The 18,629-nt window shown below is 42.9% G+C and carries 17 protein-coding genes; 13 read left to right on the top strand and 4 right to left on the bottom strand.

From position 1 onward, the window contains the following. The first annotated feature begins 13 nt into the window (after window positions 1-13). From L3V43_RS06545 to L3V43_RS06525, 5 genes are all read left to right on the top strand, one after another. Entirely contained in the window at window positions 14-1,684 is a 1,671-nt protein-coding gene (locus L3V43_RS06545; protein WP_102056628.1) for an AGCS family amino acid carrier protein, read from the top strand. 108 nt (window positions 1,685-1,792) lie between these two features. Next, window positions 1,793-2,119, top strand: coding sequence for a hypothetical protein (locus L3V43_RS06540; RefSeq protein WP_010604520.1), 327 nt, complete (start codon window positions 1,793-1,795; stop codon window positions 2,117-2,119). Window positions 2,120-2,121: 2 nt separating this feature from the next. Next, the gene (locus tag L3V43_RS06535; protein WP_010604521.1) at window positions 2,122-2,403 is read left to right on the top strand and encodes a DUF1315 family protein; all 282 of its coding nucleotides are present in this window, start codon (window positions 2,122-2,124) and stop codon (window positions 2,401-2,403) included. Beyond that, window positions 2,393-5,077, top strand: a complete 2,685-nt coding sequence (locus L3V43_RS06530; protein WP_237116189.1) for a DUF349 domain-containing protein — start codon at window positions 2,393-2,395, stop codon at window positions 5,075-5,077. Before L3V43_RS06535 ends, L3V43_RS06530 begins: the two co-directional genes overlap by 11 nt. 603 nt (window positions 5,078-5,680) lie before the next feature. Continuing rightward, entirely contained in the window at window positions 5,681-6,295 is a 615-nt protein-coding gene (locus L3V43_RS06525) for a MarC family protein (RefSeq protein ID WP_237116188.1), read from the top strand. A 146-nt stretch (window positions 6,296-6,441) separates the two neighbouring features. On the opposite strand, the gene L3V43_RS06520 is transcribed toward L3V43_RS06525, so the two are convergent. Next, window positions 6,442-7,104 (bottom strand): NAD(P)H-dependent oxidoreductase, encoded by a 663-nt coding sequence (locus L3V43_RS06520; RefSeq protein ID WP_102056631.1) that lies wholly within the window; start codon window positions 7,102-7,104, stop codon window positions 6,442-6,444. A 107-nt stretch (window positions 7,105-7,211) separates the two neighbouring features. Between L3V43_RS06520 and L3V43_RS06515 the strand changes: the two genes are divergently transcribed. The 5 genes from L3V43_RS06515 to L3V43_RS06495 all read left to right on the top strand — a co-directional run bounded on the left by L3V43_RS06515 (window position 7,212) and on the right by L3V43_RS06495 (window position 13,993). Further along, entirely contained in the window at window positions 7,212-8,099 is an 888-nt protein-coding gene (locus tag L3V43_RS06515) for a LysR family transcriptional regulator (protein ID WP_102056632.1), read from the top strand. 111 nt (window positions 8,100-8,210) lie between these two features. Next, window positions 8,211-9,014 (top strand): phosphate/phosphite/phosphonate ABC transporter substrate-binding protein, encoded by an 804-nt coding sequence (locus L3V43_RS06510; RefSeq protein ID WP_102056633.1) that lies wholly within the window; start codon window positions 8,211-8,213, stop codon window positions 9,012-9,014. A gap of 31 nt (window positions 9,015-9,045) precedes the next feature. Then, the gene (locus tag L3V43_RS06505; protein WP_233525226.1) at window positions 9,046-10,659 is read left to right on the top strand and encodes an ATP-binding protein; all 1,614 of its coding nucleotides are present in this window, start codon (window positions 9,046-9,048) and stop codon (window positions 10,657-10,659) included. A gap of 244 nt (window positions 10,660-10,903) precedes the next feature. After that, window positions 10,904-11,401 carry an RNA polymerase sigma factor gene (locus L3V43_RS06500; protein WP_237116187.1) on the top strand — a complete coding sequence of 166 codons (498 nt, stop codon included), beginning with the start codon at window positions 10,904-10,906 and terminating at the stop codon, window positions 11,399-11,401. Window positions 11,402-11,581: 180 nt separating this feature from the next. Next, window positions 11,582-13,993 carry a TonB-dependent siderophore receptor gene (locus L3V43_RS06495; RefSeq protein ID WP_237116186.1) on the top strand — a complete coding sequence of 804 codons (2,412 nt, stop codon included), beginning with the start codon at window positions 11,582-11,584 and terminating at the stop codon, window positions 13,991-13,993. Window positions 13,994-14,042: 49 nt separating this feature from the next. On the opposite strand, the gene L3V43_RS06490 is transcribed toward L3V43_RS06495, so the two are convergent. Next, window positions 14,043-14,417: a VOC family protein gene (locus L3V43_RS06490; RefSeq protein WP_227387189.1), complete on the bottom strand. Its 375-nt coding sequence runs from the start codon at window positions 14,415-14,417 to the stop codon at window positions 14,043-14,045. A 227-nt stretch (window positions 14,418-14,644) separates the two neighbouring features. Between L3V43_RS06490 and L3V43_RS06485 the strand changes: the two genes are divergently transcribed. Beyond that, window positions 14,645-14,950 carry an NIPSNAP family protein gene (locus tag L3V43_RS06485; RefSeq protein WP_010604531.1) on the top strand — a complete coding sequence of 102 codons (306 nt, stop codon included), beginning with the start codon at window positions 14,645-14,647 and terminating at the stop codon, window positions 14,948-14,950. 27 nt (window positions 14,951-14,977) lie between these two features. Then, a complete protein-coding gene (locus L3V43_RS06480) occupies window positions 14,978-15,493 on the top strand; it encodes a GNAT family N-acetyltransferase (protein WP_010604532.1) in 516 nt (171 codons plus the stop codon). Between the two features lie 49 nt (window positions 15,494-15,542). Here the strand turns inward: L3V43_RS06480 and L3V43_RS06475 are convergent, their stop codons facing one another. After that, window positions 15,543-16,442: an EamA family transporter gene (locus L3V43_RS06475; RefSeq protein WP_237116185.1), complete on the bottom strand. Its 900-nt coding sequence runs from the start codon at window positions 16,440-16,442 to the stop codon at window positions 15,543-15,545. Window positions 16,443-16,558: 116 nt separating this feature from the next. Between L3V43_RS06475 and L3V43_RS06470 the strand changes: the two genes are divergently transcribed. Continuing rightward, window positions 16,559-17,041, top strand: a complete 483-nt coding sequence (locus L3V43_RS06470) for a MarR family transcriptional regulator (protein ID WP_235367540.1) — start codon at window positions 16,559-16,561, stop codon at window positions 17,039-17,041. Window positions 17,042-17,705: 664 nt separating this feature from the next. On the opposite strand, the gene speB is transcribed toward L3V43_RS06470, so the two are convergent. Then, window positions 17,706-18,626: an agmatinase gene (gene speB / locus L3V43_RS06465; RefSeq protein ID WP_010604538.1), complete on the bottom strand. Its 921-nt coding sequence runs from the start codon at window positions 18,624-18,626 to the stop codon at window positions 17,706-17,708. Between the last annotated feature and the right edge of the window lie 3 nt (window positions 18,627-18,629).

Raw genomic sequence — 18,629 nt, 5'->3', positions numbered from 1 at the left:
AAGGGGAATATTCGTGGATGCGTTAGGCAGCTTATTAGATAGCTTGGATGGAATGTTAGGTGGTTCACCTTGGTTCCCGTATGTACTGTTAGGGGTAGGTTTGTTTTTTACAATCTACTTGAAATTTCCACAGATCCGATATTTCAAACATGCTTGTAAAGTCGTTACCGGAAAATACGATAAAAAGGGCCTAGAAGGGGATACCACACACTTCCAAGCACTCGCAACGGCACTTTCTGGCACAGTTGGTACTGGGAATATTGGTGGGGTGGCACTGGCAATTTCAATCGGCGGGCCTGCAGCATTATTTTGGATGTGGATGACGGCCTTTTTCGGTATGACAACCAAATTTGTGGAAGTCACGCTATCGCATAAATACCGTGTACAAACAGATGATGGCACCATGGCCGGTGGTCCAATGTACTATATGGATCGCCGCCTAAACATGAAATGGTTAGCGGTATTATTTGCAATTGCGACTGTGATTAGCTCATTTGGTACAGGTAGCTTGCCGCAGATCAACAACATTGCTCAAGGCATGGAAGCGACCTTTGGTTTTGCACCGATGGCAACAGGCGCTGTGCTTTCAGTTTTACTTGCGCTTGTTATACTTGGTGGTATCAAGCGCATTGCTGCTATCACTTCTCGCGTTGTGCCATTAATGGCTGCGATTTATATTCTTGGCTCTTTTGCCGTTATTTTCTACAACATTGAGAATATCGTTCCTTCTTTCCTTTCTGTATTTACAGATGCTTTCACGGGATCTGCGGCAGCGGGTGGTTTCTTAGGGGCTTCTTTTGCGTATGCATTTAACCGTGGGGTTAACCGAGGTCTATTTTCTAATGAAGCGGGTCAAGGTTCAGCACCAATCGCGCACGCTTCGGCAAAAGCCGATGAGCCAGTATCTGAAGGTATGGTTTCCATTCTGGAACCGTTTATTGACACAATCATTATCTGTACCTTGACGGGATTGGTTATTTTGTCATCGGGGGTGTGGACTGAAAAGTTCGAAACTCATTTTGAGCGCTCGTCTATGGTTATCTTAGACGGTAAATATGACGAATCGAATCAACAAGACCGAGATGCATTGTACGCCTACTTGAATGGTAAAAAAGAGCATACTGTCAAACCTTTCAATGGTGAGATTGAAGTCGTACAGGGTAAGGCGGTAACAGAAAACTTTACCGTGATCCACTCGCGTTCTATTGGTGAGCAAGTACGTTTTGGTATTACAGAGCGTCACAAGTACACAGGTACCGTCGAAGTGAAAGACGGCTTGCCAACAGACAATAGCATCAGCGTGATTGGTTACTCTTTAGTGCATTCGGCAGAGCTGACAACCAAAGCATTTACCCGAGGTTATTTGGGCGAAAATGGTAAATACATCGTTTCGATTGGCTTGTTGTTATTCGCGTTTTCTACGGCAATTGCATGGTCATACTATGGCGACCGCGCGATGATTTATCTTCTGGGTAGCCGCTCGGTCATGCCATATCGCGTATTCTATGTTGCAGGTTTCTTCTGGGCGTCGTTTGCTGATACGACACTAGTGTGGAAGTTGGCTGCAGTGGCCATTGTAGTGATGACCTTACCTAACTTATTTGGTATTTTACTACTCAGAAAAGAAATGAAATCTTCAGTTAAAGAATACTGGGAAGATTTCAACAAAGAACACAAACAGTGAGCGAATTTTAATTAAAATTATCTTGTCATTTAAGGACAAGAGTTCGCAAAGGTAGTAGAATAGGGCGCCTCACAGGTGCCCTTTTTTGTATTATGGAGAAGTAACACGATGGCAATAGCACAGTGCCCAAGCTGCGGTAAATCTATTTCCTCCAAACATAAGTCCTGCCCGCATTGTGAAACCAATTTAGCAGACTTTTCTCAAGAAGACAGAGAGAGAGCGGCCTCTAGAAACCGTGTAAAACGTCAGCAATCAGTAATGAATTACTCGTTTATTGCACTGATCTTAGTGCTAGGCGGATTCTTATATATCTATTGGCAGCAGCCTGAACCTAACTCGTTTGAAATGATCGCAAGCAAAAGCGCTATAGGCATAGGTGCGGTTTGGTACTTAATTAATCGAGTCATCCTCGTTATTTTGAAAAAGAAAAAGTAGTAATGAATGTAGATAGCTTAGTTCAAAATATTACCCCTGAAGTATTCGAGCGTTTGCAATACGGCGCGTCAACTGGAAAGTGGCCTGATGGTACGTCGCTAAGTGATGCGCAAAAAGAGCAAACCGTGCAGTTGGTCATGCTATATCAAGCAAAAGTAGCCAAGTCCAATGAGCAGTTCACCATCAACGAAAAAGGTGAAATGGTGCAAAAATCCAAACGCGAATTACAACAAGAATTCAAAGCCGACAACGAAATAGCTAGGTTCAGTGAAAATGATCTTTAAACACCTTTTTACACCGAAATGGAAACACCCTAAGGTTGACGTTCGCTCACAAGCAGTGGACAAGTTAGACTTAAGCAAAGACGCAACTTTACTACATACGCTAGCACTTGAGGACGAGTCTGCACAGATCAGAAAAAAGGTACTTACTAAGGTAAATGACCTTGGTCTTTGGTGGAAAGTTTATAAGCAAGATAGCGAGCTAAAAGAGCTTGCTGAGCAGAAAATTTCGAGTGCGGTTATTAATCAAGACACCGCACTGCAGAGCAACATTCGTGAAGAATACATTGAACGCTACGCGCCAGCTAAAACACTTGAGAAAGTTGCGTTAATTGAAACCGATTTAACAAGCAAAGTTAAACTGCTCAAGCGCCTTGCGAATGCCACGTTAATCGAAAAATCCTTCAAAGAAGGTGATGAAGCACTTCAGATCGCTATGTTGGAACTGATTGCACAGCATTCACTTGAAAAGAGTGTCCTAAAAGCAGCCAAAGGTGAAGCGCTGACTTCTCTTACTGGATCACTGGAGCAGCAGCGATTAGCAAAAGAAATGCCTACTCAAGTTGCTGAGCAAACGCGGGTTGTACTTGCCAAGTTAAACGCGCTAAGAGATAAGCAAAACTATGAAATTGTGAACGGGCAAGCACAACAGTTATTTGCACAGTGGCAAAGCATTGAGCTTAAGTGGTTAGATGCTGAAACGGTAACTGCACTAGATGCAAAGTATCAGCAAGTAGCAGATAAATTAAACCGTCATCTCAATGAGTTACAAGTTAAACATCAAGCGCAGCAAGCTGAGTTAATGCAAAAGCAAAATGAAGCCCTAGAGGTTGCTGAATTAACTGCTGAACTTGAAGCCATTGAAAAATCGGTCGAAATTGCATGTAAAACACTTGACTTAGCCTCGCACGATGCACTGGTTAAGCGTAGTGAAGTATTAAAAGGCAAAGTGTCTGCACCTCAATATGTCACTGTTGAAGCGCTTGGCGAGTTTACCCGAAAACTGCAAAATATTGAGCGTGATCTTGCCGATTTGCCCGCACTTATTGCTGCAAGTGAAACCTTTAATAATGCCTTAGCAGAGTTGAAAGCAGTTGAAGTACCAACTTCATTAGAATCGCTTGATACCCAAGTGCAAGCACAAAAAGACCGCTATGTTGCAGCGCGTAAAGCACTAGATTCACTGCCTAAGGTATTGCATAAATCAGCAAAAGCTGAGCTATCAGATGTAAGCCAAGTGTTTATGACAGCTATCGAGCCGCTGAAAAATGAGCAAGAAAAAGCACTCAAAATCGCGAAGAAGAAAGCACGCGATGTTCAACGATTAATTGATCAGGGCCGATTTAACGTGGCATTTGGCGTTTTTAATGGCTTTATCGAGCAGTTTGAGTTGCTAACACCAAGCTACAAAAAGCAGCTCGAAAACCAGCATGAAAGCTTGTCTCAAGCACTAAAAGACCTTAAAGATTGGCAAAAGTATGCTGCTACACCTAAACGTGAAGAATTGCTTGCGGAGCTTGATAACAAACTCGCTGAGGAGGCGGTTGACCCAGTTAAGCGTGCTGAGGAAGTAAAATTACTTAGAGTACGTTGGAACGAGCTTGGTCATGTTGAAACGGAACAGGAAAAGGCACAAGCCGCTCAATTTGATGAAAAAATTGAATTATTGTTTGTACCGTGTCGCACTTACTTTGCGGAGCAAGAAGTACAGCGTGAGCAGGCAAAAATAGCGCGTGAAGCGGTGATTGAAGAAGTGAAAGCGCTGCTTGGTACTTTGGATAACGAAGGTATTGATTGGCGAGAAGTTGAAGCACAATTTAATCGCCTAGCCAAAGCATGGAAAAATGCTGGCAATGTGGATGCCAAAGTCTATCAAAAGCTGAATTCGATTTACCGTGAGCACCATCAAGCGGTTTACGAGAAACTTAAAGCCTTCCATCAAGCCAATGCCGTTGAAAAGACAAAGCTAGTTGAAACTGCACAGCAGCAGCTAGAGGCTGAAGATTTGGCAGCAGCTTGTGACTTACTGAAATCATTGCAAAAACAGTGGCAGCAAATTGGTTTTGCTGGTGCCAAACAAGAGCATACTCTGTGGAAAGCATTTCGTGCCCATAATGATGCCGTGTTTGAGAAGCGCAGCGCACAATATGCAGAGCAAAAAGCACAGGAGAAGTCGCAGGAAGCCGAGCAGCGTCAGTTGTTAGCAGAGTTCGACAACAAGGTCATAGAAGCGGTAACTCAAAATGAACTGGTTGCTATTCGTAACGAACTCAATATGTTTATTGTAGTGTCAGGACTAAAGCAAGAAAAGAATCGTTTATTGTCACAAGTGAAGTCGAAATTAGATGATCTGTTTTCATCTCAGCGTCGCGAAAAGTTCAATGAATTGGTGGAAGCGGTAGACACTGACGGTGATATTCCAAGTTCGTGGCAAGGTAGCAATAAAACCTCGCTAAACGCTGCCCAATTGCTGCTAAGGCTTGAAATTTTAACGAATCAGTCATCACCAGAAGCGTTGCAAAGCGAGAGAATGTCTGAGCAAGTCGCGATGCTGGATGCAAAACTGCAAGGTGAAGAAAGCAGCCTTGAGACTTACCTTATCAGTTATCTAGCTGAGGCTGAAAAAGCCGATATAGTGACTTCAAAGGGGAGATTATTGGCGGTCTTAAACGCTTAACTTCCTACACAGCCAACTCAAACCGTGCGGTTTGAGTTGGCCTCTTCCCGAATCATGACTTGCCATTATTTTTTCTTCATGTTATCTCTAATTTGTTGATTATATATTTGGATTGCGTTGATTTCGGCCTGATACAAGCTCAATCACTTTCAAACCCACCTAAATCTTAAGTTCATCAGACATGATTAACTTGCTTGATATCAGCTTTAGTAATGAGCACGAAAAATTTAGTTAACCTGAGGCTTGGATAAGAAATAAGCTAACTCATTATTTTTAAAATCATATTAAATTATTTCCTTATCTAGCCAGAGAGTTTTGGGGATAGCTCCGCTCTCGCGTCCTGCTACCGCCCTGGTGCCTTCATCCTGTAGGCAAGGCGAATTTACGCACCAATAGCTGGCTATTGGAAGTGAATTCAACGCAGGTAGCGCTAAAACTGGCTGCTAGAAAGGCATTAATTATCCGAAGCTCAGGTTAGTTAAGAAAAGCTATTTTATAGATCTATCTATAACAACTTGTGATACTGTTAATTTTAGTAAGATATTGATAATAAGTGAAAGGCAAGCTTCTACACCCCTAGATAATTTAAATTGGAAGCGGTTTATGACTGAAAAAATTTTGCACGACTTTCTAACCATATGGGTCACCATCGACCCTATTGGCACTATGGCGATATTCGTTGCGCTTACAGCTAATCTCTCTACTGAAGAACGTAAGAAGACGGCGATCAAAACTATAGCCTATGCTTCCATCATTTTGATAGGGTCCATAATTATTGGACAAATTCTATTAGGAGCTTTGGGTGTTAGCCTACTTTCTTTTCAGGTTGCTGGTGGAGTTATATTGTTCTTATTTGGATTACAAATGGTTTTTTCTAAAGAATCCAGCGAGAATACGAAAGAGCCGATGCATGATATTTCCGTTTTTCCTTTAGCAATACCTTCTACTGCATCTCCTGGTGCAATTTTGGCAGTAATTTTAATTACTGATAATCACGTTTATACCATTCAAGAACAGCTAGTTACAGCTACTACTATGTTGGTTGTATTATTTATCACACTTTTAATGTTACTTTATTCCACGCGAATACTTCAATTTATCGGAGTTGCAGGAGCGTCACTACTTACTCGACTTATGGGCATGATACTCGCAGCATTATCAGTAGAGTTCATTATGGAAGCCATTGGCGTCAGCAAGTGGGTAGAAAACGCGCTATGATTTCATTAAGTATATGCATGCTAATCAATGTGGTTACTACTGTAATAATCCAAATCAGTTTAAAAGGAAAGCCCAAACTCAGAAAGTAAGATTACCTATTGCTATAAGCACTAAGCTGCGTGAGCGTAATACGCTCACTTGTGCTCTTACTTAGCGCTAAGTATTTGCGCTAGTTTGTGTACATCATCAATAGCACGTTGTTTTGAGTGCTTATGCCTGTCATCTCCAAACTCTTGATACTCAGATGCGATTTCATAAAACGCCTCAGCACCTAAATATGGAGCCAACTGCTCGATATGGCTACTTAGATGATTCAAATGATATTGTGACTCACCTTTTTTAAATGCAAATTCTCCCCAAGATGCCAGTAATACGAGAGTTTTACCCGATAAAATTGGCTCAAGTGGTTTATCACCTCGTGCTAAATCAAAGCTGAAGGTTTTATTTACTCGGATCGCCAGATCAAACCAAGCCTTTAGCACGGCAGGCATGCCGTAGTTATACATAGGACTTGCGATTACGATAATATCGGCATTGGTCACTTCTTTGATAATTTCGTCAGACTCAGCGAGTACTAAGCGTTGCTCTTCGCTCAACACGCCTTTTGCAAATGCAGCCGCTATAAATGCTTCATCGATGAATGCAGGTTGTTTCACGGAGAGGTCGCGATGGGTGATTTCCACTTCATGTGTGAAGCAGCTAAATTTTGTCAAAAATTGCTCACCTAACATCCGGCTAATTGACTGATGTTGCGAACTCGTCTCACTATACTTTCTTACGCTACTACTTATATATAGAATGTTTTTCATGGCTTTTCTCCAGTTGTGTTCTGTGCTTTATTGTGTGCTTACGTGAGCAATGTGACAACTGAGAAGAGTTCACAAATAGATGAGATAAACTAACTTATAGGTTTGCTATGTTCACACATTTACCGTCTTTGAATAACATAAAAACCTTTGCAGTTGCTGCACATTACTTGAGCTTTAAAGATGCGGCGCGGGTACTTAATGTTACGCCTACGGCAGTGTCACATCAGATAAAATCACTGGAATCACAGTTAAGGGTTCAGCTTTTTGAGCGAAAAACGCGAGCAGTGCAATTAACATTACAAGGACAGACACTGGCAAAGGTGTGTATTGATTCACTTAATATGCTCGATAATGCGTTTATTGAGTTTACTGAGCAAAAGAACGATTTGCTTATTTCATGTTGTAATTCATTTGCTGCACTTTGGCTTGCTCCGAATATGGCTGCCATTAATCATGCTTTCCCAAACCAAACCGTCACAATATGCGCGAGCGATCAACTCATTGATTTAAATAAAGAGAAGCATATTGATATCGCCCTGCGTTATGGCAAAGCGGATCCGAATTCTAATGAAACTCATCTTATTACCGAGAAAATTGGGCTTTATGCTAGCCCAAATTATCGGGTGCCAGACCAAGGTAAACCTGTACTATTTCTCACCCATTGGCAAGACGAAACGGGGCTTGAAAATATTCCTTGGCGAGCGCACATTGACGAAAGCCATTATGACTTGCGTTATTTTGAGCAAGAACACTTTGTCTTGCAGGCGGCTGTGGCCGGGCAAGGGCTGGCACTATTGAGCGATGTATTAGCAGAGTCAGCAGTAATACAGGGGTGGCTAAGTAAAAGCCCAACAATGGAGGAATTTTCAGGCTATGGCTATTGGCTCAGGCAAACGACTTATCGCAAGAGTTCGGCGATTGTTCACCAGTTTACCATTTGGCTGGCAAGCGCGTTACAAAATATCAAGGCCAACAAAGATAAGGACACAAGATAAAGGACAGGCACTTTTATCAATGAGCAGATAAGCCGTTTTTTAATATTGATCTATACTTTTGTGGAACTTAAGTCCTTATTCGAAAAGTGTTTATTGCTAGGTGGTGATGTGATGATAAAAATCCTGCTGATGAGTCTCATTTTATTTCCCGCTTTATGTTTGAGTGGTGATTATACCTTCGCCTTTGTGCCGCAGCAGTCTGCAAATAAGTTAGCCAAAAATTGGCAGCCTATTCTCGATTATCTCAGTGATAAGACCGGAGATAACTACACGTTTAAAACCGCTAAAGATATACCAACCTTTGAAGCCCGGGTGTTGAAGCAAGAGTATGATGTAGCATACATGAATCCCTATCACTTTGTTGTATTTAATGAGCAGGCGGGTTATCAAGCTATCGCCAAGCAAAGAGATAAAATGATCAAAGGGATCATAGTGGTTAAAAAGGGGGCTGGTATCGCTGACTTGTCGCAGTTGCGAGGAGAGACGCTTGCTTTTCCGGCTCCTGCTGCATTCGCTGCAAGCATTTTGCCCCGTGGTGAACTTGTGAAACAAGGTATTGAATTTACACCAAGGTATGTCTCTTCCCATGATTCTGTTTATCTCAACGTGTCGAGAGGATTTGTCAAAGCGGGCGGTGGTGTTATGCGTACTTTCAACAACGCCGATCCCAAAATTAAATCACAACTCGACATTCTCTGGACGACAAAAGGTTATACGCCACATGCATTTGCCGTAAAAAAAACAATGCCAGAAGATGCAAGGCAAAGATTAGTAGAGGCGTTGACCTCTCTTGAACTGAGTGAAGAGGGAATTAGGCTACTCGAAGCGGTGAATTTCAAAGGCATTATGGCGGCGTCGAACGAGGACTGGCAAGACGTAAAAGCATTAGAATTAGAAACCTTAGTTGGCAATTAGTACGCGGACTATTAAGAAGCCCCACAACTGAATGAAAAGGCTATCGTTAAGACTCAAAACCATGATTGGCACCGCTATTATTGAAGCGGTGTTGTTGAGTGCGCTCATATTTGTAGTGATTGATTTTATGATGGAGTCTGCAAATGACGCCATGAATAAACGCGCAACGACGACCGCAAGCCTGTTTGCGAGTGCGACCAAAGATGCGGTGCTGTCATACGATTTGGCCACACTGGATGCTTTTACCAATGAGTTATTAAGTAACCCAGATATCCTTTACGTTAAAGTCATCGATGGTGAAAACCAAACTCTTTCTTTTGCAGGTAACGAGCGCTTAAAAGAACGTACATTTGAAGGTGATACGTTAGTTGAAACAGTTACCGACGGTATTTTTGATATTCATGCTGATATTGTTGAGGGTGGGACACTGTTTGGCGCCATTCAAATAGGCATAGATATTGGCACCATAAATCGAGCTATGTCAGAGGTAAAACGCTGGACGGTTTCCATCGCGCTGTTTGAAATGGCGTTAGTTGCTATTTTCTCTTATTTTCTCGGTATATATCTCACAACCAATCTGTATATACTGAAGAATCAAGCTAAATTTATCGCTCGGAATGTCAAAAACGGCGTGTTTGATTTCAAATGGAAACCAATACAGAGTAAAGATGAGTTACAAGAGCTATCTTTGGCGTTTGATGAGCTATCACAAACCTTAGCCGAAGAGCATGAGCGTCGAGAGCGATATAAGCATGACTTGATTGAGCTAAATAAACATCTAGAAGAATTAGTGGCGCAAAGAACTGAAAAACTGAATCAGAAAAATCAGCAGCTTGAGGCTACCAATAGAGAGCTTGAAGCCGCACAGCAACAGCTTGTTCACTCAGAAAAAATGGCATCGGTGGGTCAATTAGCCGCCGGGGTTGCCCATGAAATAAATAATCCGCTCGGTTTTGTCATGAGTAATCTCGATGTGATGCGTCACTATCATGGCGATTATGCCGAACTTGCAAAGCGTGCGATTCAGCTTGGACTTGAACCCAGTACACTCGTAGCGTTTAATCAGTTTATTCAAGACAAAGACTTTGCTTTTATTAATAGCGATTGTACTGAGCTTATTGACGAGTCGATGACTGGGCTACAAAGAGTGTCTGCAATTGTGAACGACCTCAAACAGTTTTCAAGGGCAGATACTATTCAATTGCAACCTTGTGATATTAACGCCTGTATTAAGACAACGTTAAATCTGGTGGAGAGTAAGCTCAAATATCATGCTAATGTGATCACACAACTGAATGAAGTCCCTCAAGTGCTCGGTAATCAAGGTAAACTAATTCAAGTATTAACGAATTTACTGATCAATGCGGCTCAGGCATTGAAAAGCGAAGGAGAGATCCGCGTCTCAACAAGTCTAGAACAACAGCGTGTACTGATCCGAATTCAAGATGACGGGGTGGGGATCCCCGAAGAAATAAAAGATAAAATATTTGACCCATTTTTTACGACTAAGCCCATTGGCAACGGGACAGGCTTAGGCCTTTCAATAAGTTATGACATTATTAAAGAGCATGGTGGCGAGCTTGTAGTAGAAAGTGAGGTTGGGATTGGAAGCTGTTTTACTATCACCCTGCCTGTTTCTCCTTGAACTCGAAAAGCAGTTTGATCTTGCCCTTGTTATTCAACACTCAAGTATAAATTATCCGCAGTTCAGATCCGCATTCTGGTAATGAATATCAGTTGGTGTGAGCCTGAGACAAAGGATTTCTAAATAAAGGGTGATGGATTACCTTCACCCACTTAGGCTTTATATCTCAGAAGTATTGCAATTTTCATAAATGGTAATTATTATCATTCGCAATTTTTGCAAGGACTTGCGTGTTGACTTATAAATGATGTATTCACAAGAAATATTACAGTCACTCTCCTCAAATGAATGTGCACTAAAACGTTTTCTGACTAGCAAGCTTGGTTGCTCAGATACAGCGTCAGACATTCTACAAATCATTGCTGAAAAGCTGTTAAAGATGAAAACAAAGCGAAATGTGGAAAATCCAACTGCCTATCTGTATCGCTCCGCCCACAATGAAGTCATTAATTACTTCCGTACTGAACAGGTCAGAGCCCAGTATGAAAAAGCGTACATGACGACATGTATTGATAGTCAAATAGCCGATATTTCAAAGTGCCATATCAGCTCGTGTGAGCTTCGTTGCATAAACTTGGCACTGGACGAGCTGCCATTGTTAACCCGGCAGATATTTTTTATGTACACCATCAAGGGTGTTAAACAACGAGATATTGCCACACAGTTAGCAATTAGCCTGTCAAATGTAGAAAAGCGTCTCACCGTAGCAATAAACTTTTGTAAAGAGGTACTGTCTCGTTAAGTTTAGGTGGCACTTTCGCTGCTCGCACATAAAGTATGACGAACACCTTTCAGTTACTACTTATCTTAATGCTCGCCGTTACGCTAAAGCGGATTTTTATAAGATTTTTACGGGTTTGCTAATTCGTAGACGTCTTAACGATGAAATATATAAATGGGTACATGAAAATAGAGGATGACCATGAAAAGCGATACTTTTAGAATAAATAAGTTTCAGCATGCGATAAATATATGTAGACGGAGCTTATTTGTTTCTAGCGCAGGACTCATATTGGCAACTGCGAACGTTTATGCTAGCGATACTACGTACCAACTAAATATAGAACCCCAAACGCTTTCTACAGCGATAACCGAACTGTCAGCTGCAACGCAGCAGCACATTACTGCATATGGTGTCGCGTTAGCAGAGCAAAAAACGATACAAGTGAAGGGAAACTATACGACGGAAAAAGCACTTGAAATTCTTTTGAAAGGAAGCGGGCTTGTTGCAACTAAAGTTGACGAAAATCGTTTCTCAATCCATGAAGTAGGCGCAGCTCTCGCGCGTGATAATGAAATTGAACGTATTGCGGTGACGGGCAGTTATGTGGTCAATGAGCCAATAGACACGGCAACAGGTTTGGGTCTGACATTGCAAGAAACTCCGCAAACCGTGAATATTATTACTCGGCAAAGTATTGAAGATCAGGCGTTAACGTCACTAACCGATGTGATTAATAATGCGTCTGGCATTTCGGCCAAAGCTTACGATAGCTCAAGGAATGCGTTTTCGTCTCGAGGCTTCAATGTTGACAACTACCAAATTGATGGGGTGCCAGTACAGTGGAATGGCGCGCAGAGTGCTGGTGAGTCGCTTACCGACACCGCACTCTATGAACGTATTGAAATCGTGCGGGGGGCTACTGGGTTGTTGACCGGCGCAGGAGATCCGTCGGCATCGATTAACTTGGTTCGTAAACACGCAAATTCGAGTGAACTTAGTGGCAAGGTAATTGCGCGCTTAGGGCGCTGGAACAATTATTATGCGAGTGTTGATCTGGGCACCGGGCTAAACGAAAGCGGATCTGTTAGAGGTCGAACGGTTATGGTGCTGCAAGAAGGCGACTCTTTTGTCGACTATGAAAAAAAGAGTAAACAGGTTTTTTATGCCACCGTTGATGCAGATTTGTCGAATGCAACCTTACTGCGATTAGGGTATAGCATTCAAGACAATGAACCCAAAGGCTCTCAATGGGGCGGGCTGCCAATATTCAACTCTGATCTCAGCCGTACAGACTTTGATCGTTCAGCTTCAGTGGCCGCAAAATGGAGTAGTTGGGCCAGTACACACAAAACATTTTTTGCAAACCTACATCACAGCTTTAGTAATGGATGGGAGTTGGTTGCCCATGCGAATAAAAATGTCAGCACTGCAGACATGTATTTACTTTGGGTATCCGGACTTCCTCATCCTGTGACGGGGGCTGGGATGACTGCTTCTGGATCGCGCCTAGAAAATGAAAGAGAGCAGATTGACTTTGGTGTCAGATTACAAGGCATGTACTCTTTATTTGACCACGAACATGAATTTGTAGTTGGGGCTGCAAAGAGCGATCAGGACTTTGTGTATTACGGCTATGAAGGTGGGGGGAGCAAAACTGCCAAACCAGTCACAAACTTTTTTGAGTGGAACGGGGAATTTGACCAGCCAGATTGGGGTCAAAAATACATCAGCCAGGATTACACTACTGAGCAAACAGGTTACTTTGCTGCGACACGAATACATTTGAGCGATAAATTTAAGGCAATTGTTGGTGCACGGTTAGCGAGCTGGAATAGGCAGGGTGTATCCTATGGAACAGACCAAGACTATGGCGACGATGATGTGTTTATACCCTATGCGGGGCTATTGTATAGCTTAAATGACAGTCATACGATTTATACAAGTTATACGGAAATCTTTAAGCCGCAGAATGCGGTTGACGCTGATGACAATTACTTAGACCCCCTCACTGGGATCAATTATGAAATTGGTTTGAAAAGCACTTATTTCAATGATGCGTTACATACCAATATAACTTACTTTCAAACACAGCAGGAAAACTTAGCGGTTGTTGACCCTGATTTTGTTCCACGTCCTGATAAGTTAGCTGCATACAAGGAAGCAGATGGTGTTGAAAGCGACGGTTACGAGCTCGAAGTAGTCGGTCAGATCATGGACGGCTGGAAGATTAATGCCAATTATACTGCATTCGAAGCAACCGCTGAGGATAGTAGTGGCACATCAAATACGGTTAATACGCGATTTCCTCGAAAAATATTTAGATTATTCAATACCTTTGAATATAACCAATTTACATTGGGTGCAGGTATTTCTTGGGAGGGTGAAAACTACACTGACATAAAATCACCATTAGGCAATGTACGAGTTGAACAGCCAGCCTATTCACTTATCAATTTAATGGCTAGATACCAACACAACGAGGCGCTATCAGTACAACTAAATATTGATAATGCCTTTGATAAAGAATATTACAGTCAGATCGGCTTCTACTCGCAGCTAGCATATGGTGAGCCAAGAAATATTAGTTTGAGTCTTCACTACAAACTATAAATTTGAACTCCATATTCGATGGAAAAAAGGTATAGAGCTAGAAATAGCGCTATACCTTATCACTAGTAAACACGCGAATACGATGTCTATCAGGGTCTAATACGACAAAACTAGCGCCATATCCCTCGGCTTGCGGGACCTGAGCAAACTCAATATCTAGTAATTTCCATGTATCGTATAAAGCCAAAAGCGCTTCTTGGCTTGGTTGCATAATAGAGATTTCAGAACCGCCCCCGGTAATGCAACTTGGTGGTGTAAGGGCTGTGTTTTGTTTAAGTGCAATGGAGACGTTGTGTGCACATTTCATAGAAACAAAAGTTGGAGAAAGCTGCGCTGCCTCACATTGGAATAGCTGTCTATAAAACGCTTCGCTCAGCTTGATATCGCTTACATATAACACCAAAGAATCAATGGTGATCATCATGGAATTCCATCATCTTTTAAAAATTGCAGCTAAGATACGCTCTCGGTGTGTCAGTTACTGTCAGTAGTTTTACGTTGAGTTAGAACCTTGGGTGAGCATTTAATCGAGACAGCTAGTCCCATATCACTTTAACTTCATGTTATTAACGCTTAAAGTAATCTCGCACACTGTCTATCGGTGTGTAGAGCAACGTGAAACTGGTATTTTTAACAAAAAGGAAAGGTTGTATGGTTACTTGCTACTTAAAATATGTTGTTGATCCGGCAAAAATTGCTGACTTTGAGGAATATGCCAAAATGTGGATCCCACTCGTCAATCGTTTTGGTGGGCAGCATAATGGCTACTTTTTACCATCGGAAGGTGCAAGTAATATTGCCTTGGCATTATTCACCTTTCCCAGTTTGGCGGCCTATGAAACGTATCGCAATGAATCGTTTCAAGATGCACAGTGTCAGGCTGCAATTAAATTTGCAGAAGATACCGGTTGCATAATCAGCTATGAACGCAGCTTCTTTAGACCTGTATTTGAATAGAGGTGAGTAAATGGAGCTGAACATCCCGTGCAACTAGATATTTCTGCCAATCTCAAACTACAAAACCTTGCTTTGACGCATGCAAAGCCATTATTTGATTGCGTACAAAGTAGTCGAGCAAGTTTACAAAACGTACTGCCGTGGGTTGCGACATTACATACCGAGGCTGATGCAGAGCGATACATCGACACACGTATAAACAACCAAGTCGGCGGACTTTGGTCTGCTATTGAATTTAATTGCGAGTTTTGTGGTGTGTTTGGGATCAAATATATGGATGCGCAAACGCAAACTGCTGAAATTGGCTATTGGCTTGGCGAAAAGGCAAGAGGTTACGGCTTAATCGGTCTAGTGCTTGAACAGGTTATTGCCAGGCTTCGAGAGGTAAGTGATATTAAAACTGTGGAGTTTCAATGCTTACAGTCAAATATTGCGAGCCAGCGGATCATTGAAAAAATAGGCGGCCAGTTTGTTGAGTCCTGTGTCAATGATCTGGGCGTAGCAGGTGACGAGCCATTATATATTTATCGACTCACACTTTAGTTTCGCCTTTTTAAAGGAACGAGCGCATAATTGCTATGCGCTCAACTGATTAGTTTACCTCACACTTAGGAGGCACAGCTCGGCTTCGTAGGGTAGTGACGATAATTTGCGGTAATAGCGGCATTACAATCATGCCAACCATCAAACTATACTGAAGCGGGGTGAACGTCTCGCCCAGTAGCACCAGCCCCGTCAAAATACCCGCAATCGGATTTGCAATACCACCAAAGGTAAAGTCCACAACAGACATACGTTGTAGTAACCACACGTACAAACTATAACCCAGTGCGGTGTTCAGGAGCACAACCCATAATATGCCGCTGAGATTGGTCATCGAGAAATTGTTAAAAGCTGCAATATACTTAGCTGGTGCGATCACACCGTGAACGCTTGATGCGAGTGTGAGAATAACGCCGCCAATAATGAGTTGCCAAGTTAACACTGTCCACCAATGCATGCGATCACCAAGAGACTTAGTGATTGAGCTGCCGATCACGATACAGGTTATTGCCGCAAGTATTGCCGCTAAACCAAGAGGGTTTAAACTCAGTGAACTCGGATCAAATAGCAACCAGGCCAACACAATAAGCGCCGCGCCGCATAACGCTTGCACCAATCCTGGGCGTTGCTTATTGACCAACCAATGATAAAGCATGGCGAACACAGGCACAGACACCATGCCCACGCTCGATATGGCAGATGGTAGCGTTAACGACATCACGAAGATCATGCTAAAAAAGGCCGCGATATTAATCGCCCCAAGGGCGCATAGTATTTTCCAGTCAGCTTTTTTTGGCAAACTTGGCTTAACTGCTAGCAAAATAAGCCCAGCTGGAAGCGCTCTAATAGCGCCAAGTAAAAGAGGCGGCCAGTCCGCAAGGGTGGATTGTGTCACCGCGTACGTGGTGCCCCATAAAAATGCAGGGATCATCGCAAGGAGTATATTCACATTAACTATCTTTATGTTGAGATACTTTGCGCTAAGGTATTACTAAAAACACTTTTTGTAAAGTATCTTTATGTTAAGATATTTCTTTACAAAGTTTGTTGTCGGGGCAAATATTAATGGATGCGATTGATAGAGTACAAGAGCAGTGGGCTCGCGAAAAACCACAGTTAGAAACAACGCCCATGGCGATAATGGGTCGCTTGGTGCGCATAGCGAAACATATGGAAGCCGAAGTTGAAAAGCTACATAAGCAATACGGATTAAATTTGGGCGAATTTGATGTGTTAGCTACCTTGCGCCGCAGCGGCAAACCATTTCGCTTAACCCCATCAGAGCTATTTAAAACCATGCTACTCACCTCTGGCGCGATGACTAATCGATTAGACAAGTTAGCGGCAAAAGGCCTTATTAAGCGTGAGCATTGTAAAGAAGACCGCCGCAGTGTAACAGTGGAATTAACAACCGAAGGCCTCGCCCTGATTGAAGAGCTGATTGAGCCGCATATCGCCATTCAAGCCCAATTGGTTGAAGGGATGAATAGAGAGCAGCAAACCTTGCTAAATAGTGTGTTAAAAGAGTGGTTAACGCAATTTGAGTGAGGATGTAAACAGTTTTGTAATATGTCGGTTAGGTTGGAATAAGTGAAGCACCACCACAAGTGTTTCATAGTGTAAATAATCTAGTGGGAGGCGGCTCACCCGCCGAAAAGTTATGTTTTCGAGCTATTGTTGATGATGAGCTTGCAAGCGACCACTTCGAGTTGACTGATCAGTAGAGCCTTCCTTGGCTAATATCAAAGCGCATCCATGCGCTTCTCGTTCATTCTTTTGAAACGACGCAAAAGAACGAACCAAGAAAACGTCGCCCCAACATCACACTTAATCCTCAAATCCTAAGTCGATATAGTGCAACCGTCTTGTAAGGCACGTCCATGATGCCAGACAAGACTTAGCCGACATCCTGTCGGCACATTGCATATCGGCTTACGCTTTTCGGGTGTGATGAAGGGGATAAGTTGCTTGTATGAGCTTCTACGGTTTTAGCGATTAAGCTGCTTGCAGGTATTGCAAAAACTATCAGCGTAGCATCTCTTCTAATCCACAGTGCAAATAGTTTTGTGGGAGGCGGTTCACCCGCCGAGAAGTATGCTTTTCAGGTGTGACGAAGGAGAATAAGTTGCATGTGAGATCTTCTACGACTTTACAGTAAACCCCAAACAAAAAAGCCACCTTGTTAAGGTGGCTTAGTCAAACTTGCATCCGGTTATTTATGCTTTACAGCCCACAGGTGCAGTAGTTCGTGTGCAATGGTGGCGGCGGCGATTGCGGTGAGCTCGCTTTGGTCGTAGGAAGGGGAGACTTCTACTACGTCCATGCCTATCATGTTTAGCCCTTGCAGTGCGCGTAAAATCTTCAGCACTTTGTCGCTGGTTAGGCCGCCGCATACCGGGGTGCCGGTGCCTGGTGCGAATGCTGGGTCTAGACAGTCGATATCAAAGGTTAAGTACACCGGCAAGTCGCCAACGCGTGCTTTGATTTGTGCTGCTATTTCTTCGGCACTTAAGTCGTTTGCTGCCATAGCATCAATCACGCCAAACTCGTGGCCTTGCTCTGTGTACTCGGTTCTAATGCCAATTTGCATTGAATGCTCTGGGCTTATTAGGCCTTCAATCGGAGCATGATAGAACATAGTACCGTGATCATAGCGTGAGCCTTGGCTGTACGTGTCTGTGTGCGCATCAAAATGTACAAGCGCCATTTTACCGTGAATTTGCTGGTGAGCACGCAGCAGTGGCAGGGTCACAAAGTGATCGCCGCCTAGGCTTAATAGCGTTTTGCCTTGCTGCAAAATTTGCAGAGCTGCTAGCTCGAGTTGCGCAGTAAAATACTCAGGATCGCCAACTGGGTAAGTGAAATCGCCAGCGTCCTGAAGTTTAATTTTGTCCCACAATGCAAATGACCAAGGGTATTTTTTACTTTCCCAAGCTAAGTGCACGGATGCGCGACGGATTGCATCTGGACCCAAGCGCGCGCCTGGACGTCCAGAGGTTGCCAAGTCAAATGGCAAGCCAAGTACCACAACGTCTGCATCAATATCTGTGATATTGCGTACCATTGGCTGACGTAAAAACGTCATGCCGTTGGAGTACAGAGAATGATCGGTGTGATCGAATAAGTGGCTCATGGG

Source organism: Pseudoalteromonas sp. L23, assembly GCF_021728455.1.
Taxonomy (GTDB): domain Bacteria; phylum Pseudomonadota; class Gammaproteobacteria; order Enterobacterales; family Alteromonadaceae; genus Pseudoalteromonas.
The sequence above is the reverse complement of the archived record's forward strand: the minus strand, read 5'-3'. Positions and strand labels throughout refer to the sequence as shown.

Excerpts from the sequence above, each read along its gene's own strand:
- L3V43_RS06485 (WP_010604531.1), top strand. The coding sequence starts at position 14,645 with ATGGTTACTTGCTACTTAAAATATGTTGTTGATCCGGCAAAAATTGCT.
- L3V43_RS06490 (WP_227387189.1), bottom strand. The coding sequence starts at position 14,417 with ATGATGATCACCATTGATTCTTTGGTGTTATATGTAAGCGATATCAAG.
- L3V43_RS06525 (WP_237116188.1), top strand. The coding sequence starts at position 5,681 with ATGACTGAAAAAATTTTGCACGACTTTCTAACCATATGGGTCACCATC.
- speB (WP_010604538.1), bottom strand. The coding sequence starts at position 18,626 with ATGAGCCACTTATTCGATCACACCGATCATTCTCTGTACTCCAACGGC.
- L3V43_RS06520 (WP_102056631.1), bottom strand. The coding sequence starts at position 7,104 with ATGAAAAACATTCTATATATAAGTAGTAGCGTAAGAAAGTATAGTGAG.
- L3V43_RS06515 (WP_102056632.1), top strand. The coding sequence starts at position 7,212 with ATGTTCACACATTTACCGTCTTTGAATAACATAAAAACCTTTGCAGTT.
- L3V43_RS06495 (WP_237116186.1), top strand. The coding sequence starts at position 11,582 with ATGAAAAGCGATACTTTTAGAATAAATAAGTTTCAGCATGCGATAAAT.
- L3V43_RS06530 (WP_237116189.1), top strand. The coding sequence starts at position 2,393 with ATGATCTTTAAACACCTTTTTACACCGAAATGGAAACACCCTAAGGTT.
- L3V43_RS06505 (WP_233525226.1), top strand. The coding sequence starts at position 9,046 with ATGAAAAGGCTATCGTTAAGACTCAAAACCATGATTGGCACCGCTATT.
- L3V43_RS06500 (WP_237116187.1), top strand. The coding sequence starts at position 10,904 with ATGATGTATTCACAAGAAATATTACAGTCACTCTCCTCAAATGAATGT.
- L3V43_RS06510 (WP_102056633.1), top strand. The coding sequence starts at position 8,211 with ATGATAAAAATCCTGCTGATGAGTCTCATTTTATTTCCCGCTTTATGT.
- L3V43_RS06540 (WP_010604520.1), top strand. The coding sequence starts at position 1,793 with ATGGCAATAGCACAGTGCCCAAGCTGCGGTAAATCTATTTCCTCCAAA.
- L3V43_RS06470 (WP_235367540.1), top strand. The coding sequence starts at position 16,559 with ATGGATGCGATTGATAGAGTACAAGAGCAGTGGGCTCGCGAAAAACCA.
- L3V43_RS06535 (WP_010604521.1), top strand. The coding sequence starts at position 2,122 with ATGAATGTAGATAGCTTAGTTCAAAATATTACCCCTGAAGTATTCGAG.